This is a genomic window from Fulvivirga kasyanovii, from assembly GCF_009711405.1.
In the GTDB taxonomy this organism is placed as follows: domain Bacteria; phylum Bacteroidota; class Bacteroidia; order Cytophagales; family Cyclobacteriaceae; genus Fulvivirga; species Fulvivirga kasyanovii.
The window spans coordinates 1-8,711 of sequence record NZ_SMLW01000403.1; the positions used below are offsets into that span (position 1 = coordinate 1).

Sequence of the window (8,711 nt, forward strand, 5' to 3'; positions counted from 1 at the left end):
CCCAGGGCATAGGCAAGGCAATAGCCCTTGAACTGGCCTTGCTGGGCGCAAGCGTCACCTTAGTAGCCCGAAATGAGGAAAAATTACAAAAGGTACTGGACCAGCTTCCTTTAACGAAAGGCCAGGAGCATCACTACATATGTGCGGATTTTGATGATCCGGCCAGGCTTAAAACAGCTATCGACCAATACCTGATTAAGGAAAACAACATTCAGATATTGATCAACAATACAGGCGGGCCGGCCGGTGGCAAAGCTATAGATGCGAAACTCGATGAGTTTGAAGCTGCTTTTAGAAGGCATTTGATCTGTAATCAGATACTTACCCAGGCGGTAACACCCTCTATGAAACAAGTGGGATATGGCAGGGTGATCAATATTATTTCAACCTCAGTGAAGTCTCCATTGCCAGGGCTTGGTGTATCAAACACTATCCGTGGGGCAGTGGCTAACTGGGCAAAGACACTGGCCTCTGAGCTAGCCCCGTACGGAATAACCGTCAATAATGTATTGCCAGGCGCAACCAGTACTGTCAGATTAGAAAGTATCATTCGCAGTAAAGCAGAAAAAACCGATATTACGGAGGAGGATGTGATGAAGGCCATGAAGAAGGAAATCCCGGCAGGCAGGTTCGCGACCCCGGAAGAGGTGGCCGCCGCTGCAGCTTTCCTTGCCACCCCTGCCGCAGCCTACATCAATGGCATAAACCTGCCTGTAGATGGCGGGCGGTTAAGTTGTTTGTAGTATTGATACTAGAGAGAATTTTAGTGATCAGATGACTCTGATAACCTGTGTATAACCAAGGCAATTGCTGTAATTTTAAGGTCATACACACGGAGAATAAATAAAAGACATAATCGAACGGGTTCTCTTTTTCAGCAAAAGACCAAGGCAAAGAAACTTACTTATAGTGACGAAAAGGCTCCTTTTGTATGTTTTCACTATATTCATCAAAACCCTATGAAAGCAAAACTGGTGAATAAAATGGAAGGATGGATTTACTCTTCTTTTAGAGACTATACAGGTATTAGAAATGGGACTCTCTGTGATAAAAGGATGGCAGTGCAATTGTTAGATATTCCAGAAGATGAAGTTTTATTTTACAAGGACTCTTACAACGTTCAAGTAATTGATACCAAAGTAAGGTTGATATTATAAATAATTTATAAAGAGCTTAGTGATCAGATGACTCTAAGTCATCCGATCACTATATGCGCTAATACACAGAGGCACAGAATATGATAATAGTGTTGAGGTGATATTATTAAAAAATTGTAGATCAATAACATGAAAAAAATACAGAACTACATCAACGGCGAGTTAGTAGCTCCTAAATCCGGACAATACCTGGATAACTATAACCCGGCGGAGGGTAAAGTGTACAGTTTGATCCCGGATTCGGATAAGGAGGATGTGGAGGTAGCCGTTAAAGCTGCCAGAGCGGCTTTTGAAGGTTGGTCAACCATGCCTGCCCAAAAGCGTTCGGATATCCTCAATAAAATTGCCGACCTCATTGACAAGAATCATGACCGGCTGGCAGAAGCTGAGTCTATAGATAACGGAAAGCCTTTGAAGCTGGCGCAGCGGGTGGATATCCCCAGAGCCTCAAGTAATATGCGCTTTTATGCAACGGCTATTTTACACTTTGCTTCCGAATCGCACAACATGGATGGAGAGGCTGTGAACTACACCACCAGAACGCCGATGGGTGTGGCAGGCTGTATCTCACCATGGAATTTGCCCCTATACCTGTTTACCTGGAAGATAGCTCCCGCCCTTGCGGCCGGAAATACTGTGGTGGCCAAGCCTTCGGAGATCACACCTATGACGGCTTATTTGTTTTCCGAACTCTGTATTGAAGCGGGACTCCCAAAAGGTGTATTGAATATTGTGCACGGACTTGGTGCGAAGGCCGGTCAGTCTATAATTGAGCATCCGGATGTGCCGGTCATTTCCTTTACTGGAGGAACAGCCACAGGTAAAAATATAGCAGCTACTGCAGCACCAATGTTTAAGAAGCTTTCCCTGGAACTCGGAGGAAAGAATCCTAACATCATTTTTGAGGATTGTGATTTTGATCAGGCACTGAACACTTCCATACATTCTTCATTTGCCAACCAGGGGCAGATTTGTCTTTGTGGTTCCAGAATCTTCGTTCAGGAGTCCATTTATGAGAAATTCTTAAATGCTTTTGTTGAAAAGGTTAAAGCGCTGACGGTGGGTGACCCTTTGGAGGATGGAACAAAAGTGGGAGCGGTAGTATCTGAGCCACACATGCAAAAGATAATGTCATACATTAAGCTGGCGCAGGAAGAGGGAGGAAAGGTTGTAGCCGGTGGAAACAGAAAAAAACTTGAAGGACGATGTGCCGATGGGTATTTTCTCGAGCCCACGATTATCACTGGTTTAAATCACCAATGCCGTACCAATCAGGAAGAAATATTTGGGCCGGTTGTCACCATTATGCCCTTTAAAGAGGAGCAGGAAGTGCTGGATTATGCCAACAGTACTGCCTATGGCCTGTCCGCAACCATATGGACAGAGAACCTTAAGCGGGCGCATAGGGTAGCACATCAATTAAAAAGCGGCATTATTTGGGTAAACTGCTGGCTTGTTCGTGACCTAAGGACTCCTTTCGGGGGTATGAAGCAGTCCGGAGTAGGGCGTGAAGGAGGATGGGAGGCTCTCAGGTTCTTTACAGAAGCGAAAAATATTTGTATCAAATTATAAATATAGAGGAACCGGCCTAACTGTCGAGTTCCTTTAGTAGCTCTTTGGCCTGTGCCAGGAACATATGGTCTGGTTGTTTTGCAATGGCAGAGAGTTGTGCTGTGGCCTTCTCTTTTTCGTTTAATTTAAGGTAAGTCAAAGCCAGATACCATTCGGAAACTTCCTTGTATAAGCCATTAGCATTTTGAGCGGTTCCCGTGAGCCATTGCTTAGCTTTGTCAGCTTCGCCAACAGCGAGATAAGAGATTCCCAAATAGGTTTTTATGGCATTATCCTGTAGGTTTTCATCAATGTGCCCCTCAAAATAGGCGATGGCAGCCCGGTAGTTTTGCTGGTTATATGCGCTGAGGCCCTTTTCCTGAAGGCTCTGGTCGCCCGATCTTTGAGAAATGACGTCGTCATAAGGCTGAAAGTATGACGCAAACAGTGTCTGGCTGTCGGGCTGCGTAGCATTTTGTATAATCAAGTAGCCTATGGGCACCATTAGAATTATGATTACAGCCGCTATGGAAAGTATCCGCTTTAAGGGAATAACTTTCGCTGTTTTTCCTCCGGAAATCTCCTCTTCCCAGGATCCCAGCTTTTTCATGAATTCCTGCTCGCCAAACGTATTGATTTCAGCCATCACGTGGAGGTAATCTTCTGCTTTTTGATCAAACTCAGTGTCTGCCGCCCTTCTTTTTTCAAACTCATTTATTTCGTTGGTGCTGAGCTTTCCTTTATGGTAAGCATCTATTAATTCTATATCCTTATCTTCCTGCTCCATATTTATTGACCGATTTTGGCCTCCAGTAGTTCTTCACGAATTTTTTTCAGACAAAGGCATTTTTTCTTCTTAACAACTCCCTCATTTTTATAACCAAGGTTGGAAGCAATGCTCTCCATGGAAAAATTTTTAAAATAATACATGAGCAGAATCGATTTGCAAGGCTCCCCCAATTTTTCCAGTATCTTCTTTACCAGTCCCTGCTGGTGGGCCTCTTCCTCAAACCTCAAAAGGTCATTGCCCGAAGTCTCTATTTCAGGGATTTCATCCAGTTGAACTTTGTGCTTCTGCTCTCGAAACAGTTCCCTGACCAGGTTTTTGCCTATGCCGAACAGGTAAGTGCTGATGTTGCTTTTTAATGTTGTGATCTTCTCATCCTTCACATTGAAATAGAATATGGTAAAACTCTTTTGGTACAAATCGATGGCTTCATCTTCTGTGATGCGGTGGTGGGCTCTGAACCATTTCAGAAAGCCAGGCCTGTTGATCTCATATAACTGGCGAAGAAAATGATCGTCACCCTGTTTTACCTGTAGGATAGCATCATCTACCGTTGTGCCATTTGTTTGTACTTCTTCCATTCGTTAGTGCTTATTCGCACATAAAGGTTACCATACTTTAAAAGGCCAAGATAGACAAACTTTGCTTTGTTGAAAAGAGGATAAATCCCCCGAAAGCAAGATACCAGTTTTTGAACACTTTCCCATACCTAATCACCTATGCTTAAAAGGTTAGTGATTAGAGTTATTTTTTTATTAGAAATATCTTATAAAAACAAATCGTGCGACAATAACAGAAAATGCCGGCAAAACTCAATATGTGGCAGTGATATTTATTATTTAAGTATAATGTTTACAATGAGTTACAGCTTGTACTTTTAAAAATTCATAGAAAAGCGGTAACCCATTTTGGTTTTATACCACCAATGGCTAAAAATCAAAATGTTATGAAAAAATTTAATAAATATCTTTGTTTGATTATAGTTTTTGTCTGGTTGTTGGCTGCTTGTGATGAAGAGTTCGAAACTCCACCGGATGTCACCACCTCGGAAGACTTTGTTGATCTAAGACCGCAACAATCGGCTCTTAAAGATCAGGGAGGCAGGACTACATGCATTGTTTTTGCTGGTGTTGCGGCAGTAGAGGCTGCCTATAAACGTATAGGTTATGGAGAAGTCGACTTGTCTGAAGAGTTTATCAATTTTGCCCGGAAAAGTTTTTATCTGCATCCCATTTGGACGGACATAGTTGACCGGGGTGTGGACGCAAGGGAAACGCAACTGGGACATACCGGCGGTGGCGGTGGTGTCGGGGTTGTTGCTGAGCTTGCCAAAGGCTTTAAGATCCCGCTGGAGCCGGTTATGCCGTATCAATCTTCTAACACCTATTATCAGGATAATTATCAGACGCTTCGGGATATCACGGTCAAATCGGATGCAGGAGAAGAGCTTCTGCAGCGTGACTACAGCAACTTTAATCTTGATCCGGGCATATTGACGGATACCCAGTTAAGGGCTGAGAAATATTACAGCGTAGCGCAATACCGTGAGATTGATGATGCCAAAGACCCAGCGAAAATAGAAGCCATTTTGAAAAGGGGCAATGAGGTAGTCTGGGACTTTGCCGGGGCTGTTCCCTGGGAAACCGGTGGCAGAGATGATAACGGCATCTGGCAGGCCTGTGGTTCGTGCAGTATCATGGGACATTCGATGCTGATTGTGGGTTATGATAAAAGAGATGATGACCCTGATAATCATTACTTCATTGTTAAAAACTCCTGGGGCAATAGCTGGACTGCTACCGGGGGTGAAGGTTATACCTATATTTCATATGACTACCTACGTAATTATGGGGTTGCAGCAAGCTATATTGTATTGGCAAACCCACCGTCTGAATGGCCGGAAATAGCCTTTATCGGTCGCTGGAAATTTAACTATGATGGCTTTAAAGGAGATCTCGACATTTATCATATTCCCGGTATGGCGCAGTACACTTTTGAATACAATTATGGCGTGGGCGCAATACCGGAGGTGTATGACGATTACCGAATAGGTACTTACTACGATACCGATGGCAATGCTTACAAAGTAAACGGCTCTATAAAGGGAAATCGCATAGAATTCTACTTCGATATAGCCACACCGCTGCAGAAATGGGACGAAAAGCTGGGGCGTAAATTTGTGTACTATCTTGATCAAAACAATTTCATGGCCGGCCAGCACACCGATGGAGATGGAAAGACCTATGGCGGATATGCCCGGAAAGCCGGGCTAATAAGCGGAGGTAGTCAAACACCGAGGCCATTTGAGAGCAAATCGTACGTAGATAGTAGCTGGGATTTCTATACAGAAAAAGCTACTGGTACCATTGAGTTTGTAGAGGATGTGTCCAATCAGGAAGATGATTTCTACTTGCTCAATGGCACTTTTACCTCATCTGACGGTGCCACAACTTCTGCAGCCCAGATCAAAATACCCAAGGCAGAGACCAATAGAGCCTACATACAGATTGCTGATATTGGAAATGGTGAAGGGGCGGAGAGCTTCATTGGCAAACATCTGAGTTGGGAAGGTGGATTGATAACGGGCAATACTCCTGAGACGGGTTTTCCCCTGCCTTTTTATATGATTAGGCAGTAGGTCCTATTTACACATTTCAATTTTTTTAACAGATAAGTGAGATTAAAAAATTGCTTTCAAAGAATTGTTCAATTATTTTTAATATGTAAACCAAACCAACTATGAAGTATATCAAATTTATTTTTCTTGGAATGTTAATTTTTCCTTTACTGCAAGCTTGTGAGCCTGAAGAAACAGAGGAAGCGGAGATTGACAATATTATTTACAATCAAAAGCTTATTGAAAGACATCAGGTAGAGCTGGCTCAATCTAATTACCCAGAAGAGACTAAGGATTACCAACAAGCTTTGGCAGAAGCTGCTGAAATCATAAAGGAAATGCAACTAGAGACAGTTAATATCTGGGCCAGTATCGTCAGGCCCCCGGCTCCTTGCCCGGGACCCCGCACAAATCCACATTGCTGGCCGGGAGACCCTTTTCTAAGAAATGTAAGGGTGGGGATATTTTCTCATTTAGCGGAGGAGTCCAACATGCATTGGGTCGATCTGGAGTCTGGGGAAATTGTGGCTAAGGGTGTATTCCTCAAATATGATGAGAAAAAGTCTGTAGCATGGTTTGAATTTAAAGAGGTAAAGCCAGAATTGGTTAGCAATGCCCTGGTATTGCAGGCTCATACCCTCATAAAGGACGGGCAGGATGTTTTGTCAGTAAAGTTAGAGGAGAAAGTACCTGCAAATACATTTGCTTTGGATAAGTGAGTATAAGGAATGCCAGTTTAATGCGTATAGTACTTGTAATTATTTTAATGACCGGGACTCTGAGAGCTCCCGGTTTTGCTTTTTTTCAAAAGGCGGCAGATAGCCTTGATCAATACATCAATACTCAGATTGAGCAAGTTTATGAGGGTGCATACTACAGAGAACCTGATAGCGTTTCTGAAAAATTTGATGGATTAAAAAGCATGGCAGGAAAAGAAGGGCGATATCATATGTCCTTATACTTACTTGCTGTTGAAGCGCAGTGCATGGCGTTTCATAACAGGTTTGAGAGAATGAGAACCTTGATTGTCAATGCCAAAGAGCTTATTGGTAATTATGAACGTAACATAGCCCGGCTTGATACTACATATGATGCCAGAAATACAGTTGACTTTACCGAAGGGCTATATTTTTATTCTGTAGGGGATTATCACAGATCCATCAAATGCTTTGATGCCCTCCTGGAAAAAGATAAAATACGCCAAACACTGGGTGCAGATTACCTTTTTAGCATACACTCCTATTTAGGGTCATGTTATCAGCGTTTATTGCTTTATGATAAGGCATACCTTCACTATAGTAAGGCGATGGAAGCCGCAAAGCTTTCTAATTATTCTGATTATAATACCGCTTTAATACACACCTATCTTGGCAATGCAAAGGCTGGTATGGCGAATTACGGAGATGGAGACCAGGATGATTTAGAGCAGGCCGAAGATCACTATACACAAGCTCTTCAGTTTTTTTTGAAATACAAGGATGACGCAAGCTATAGTAATGCAATTGCTGCCACATATAGCCAACTTTCCTTATTGAATGTAACTCGTGGAAATTTTGCGACAGCCATAAAACAGCTTAAGAAGACTTCCGAATATAGCGCACCCGACGACCCCGATATGGTGATTACGTACATGGACTATGGAGACTTATATAAAAAAATGGGAGAGACTGAGCTTGCAAAAAAGTATTATCAGCATTCGAGTACGCTTTCAAAGCAACTATATAAGGAAAAACATGTAAGAAAGAGCTATTCACTTTTCGCCCTGGCCGAATTATCTATTCAGAGCAACCTTTATGATTCAGCATTATACTTATGTCAGGAGGGGTTATCTCAGGTAACACATCAAGTAGCTGGTGATACCATAGTTAATCATCTTCAGGTACTTGAAGGATTAAAAATAAAGGGACTGGCACTTGCCGGTAAATACAGTCAGCTTAAGCAGGAAGATAAATATTTGAATGCTGCCATCGAATCTTATTTATCGGCCCTTGCCGTAATAGACGAAATAAATAAAAAACTGCCCTATACTGAATATAAAAAGCACTTTAAGGCCCACCTTCAGGATTTTTATGAAAGTGCCATGGAGATGGTATATATGGCGGCATCAGAAGAGCATGGTCAAAGGGATTACGTAGAGCTTCTCTGGGATTTGATGGAGTCAAATAAAAATACAATGCTAACAGAAGCCCTTAATAATACGATGGCTTTGCAATATGCGGGTATACCTTCAAAGCTGATAGAAAAGGAGATCAACCTCAAAACCAAAGCTGCGGAGCTAAGAAGGAATTTGTCGATGGAGTATGATCATATTGATACTGCTCGTTGGAGAAATGATCTTTATGAAGTTACAAATAGACTGGATAGCCTGGTGAAAAGCTTTGAAACAGAGTATCCACGTTACTACGATTTAAAATATAATAACAATAGGTACTCATTATCTGAAGTTAAAAAACATTTAAAATCTAACGAGATACTTCTGGAGTACTTCTGGGGAGAAAACGAGGTCTACTGTATGGGGGTAAGTTCAAATAAAACTGTTATAAAAAAAATAGAACTTAATTCCGAAATCGATGAAACGTTTACCAGTCTTATTACATTT

8 protein-coding genes are annotated in these 8,711 nt (G+C 42.2%); 6 read left to right on the plus strand and 2 right to left on the minus strand.

Features of this window, described 5'->3' with window-relative positions; translation table 11 throughout:
* From E1163_RS05395 to E1163_RS05405, 3 genes are all read left to right on the plus strand, one after another.
* Positions 1-743, plus strand: a 743-nt coding sequence (locus E1163_RS05395; RefSeq protein WP_155170283.1) for an SDR family oxidoreductase, incomplete at its 5' end; no start/stop codon positions are given.
* Between the two features lie 216 nt (positions 744-959).
* The gene (locus E1163_RS05400; RefSeq protein WP_155170285.1) at positions 960-1,157 is read left to right on the plus strand and encodes a hypothetical protein; all 198 of its coding nucleotides are present in this window, start codon (positions 960-962) and stop codon (positions 1,155-1,157) included.
* 129 nt (positions 1,158-1,286) lie between these two features.
* Positions 1,287-2,729 (plus strand): aldehyde dehydrogenase, encoded by a 1,443-nt coding sequence (locus E1163_RS05405; protein WP_155170287.1) that lies wholly within the window; start codon positions 1,287-1,289, stop codon positions 2,727-2,729.
* Positions 2,730-2,745: 16 nt separating this feature from the next.
* Here E1163_RS05405 and E1163_RS05410 read toward each other — a convergent pair whose 3' ends face one another.
* Together E1163_RS05410 and E1163_RS05415 are read right to left on the minus strand one after the other, a co-directional pair.
* Complete coding sequence (locus E1163_RS05410; RefSeq protein WP_155170289.1) at positions 2,746-3,495, minus strand: tetratricopeptide repeat protein; 750 nt, start codon at positions 3,493-3,495, stop codon at positions 2,746-2,748.
* Positions 3,496-3,497: 2 nt separating this feature from the next.
* A complete protein-coding gene (locus tag E1163_RS05415) occupies positions 3,498-4,076 on the minus strand; it encodes an RNA polymerase sigma factor (protein ID WP_155170291.1) in 579 nt (192 codons plus the stop codon).
* A 365-nt stretch (positions 4,077-4,441) separates the two neighbouring features.
* Here E1163_RS05415 and E1163_RS05420 point away from each other — a divergent pair, with 365 nt between their 5' ends.
* From E1163_RS05420 to E1163_RS05430, 3 genes are all read left to right on the plus strand, one after another.
* Positions 4,442-6,133, plus strand: coding sequence for a C1 family peptidase (locus E1163_RS05420; protein WP_185155970.1), 1,692 nt, complete (start codon positions 4,442-4,444; stop codon positions 6,131-6,133).
* 101 nt (positions 6,134-6,234) lie between these two features.
* Positions 6,235-6,831 carry a hypothetical protein gene (locus E1163_RS05425; RefSeq protein WP_155170296.1) on the plus strand — a complete coding sequence of 199 codons (597 nt, stop codon included), beginning with the start codon at positions 6,235-6,237 and terminating at the stop codon, positions 6,829-6,831.
* A gap of 20 nt (positions 6,832-6,851) precedes the next feature.
* Positions 6,852-8,711 (plus strand): tetratricopeptide repeat protein (locus E1163_RS05430; protein ID WP_155170297.1); only part of this gene is annotated, 1,860 nt, incomplete at its 3' end.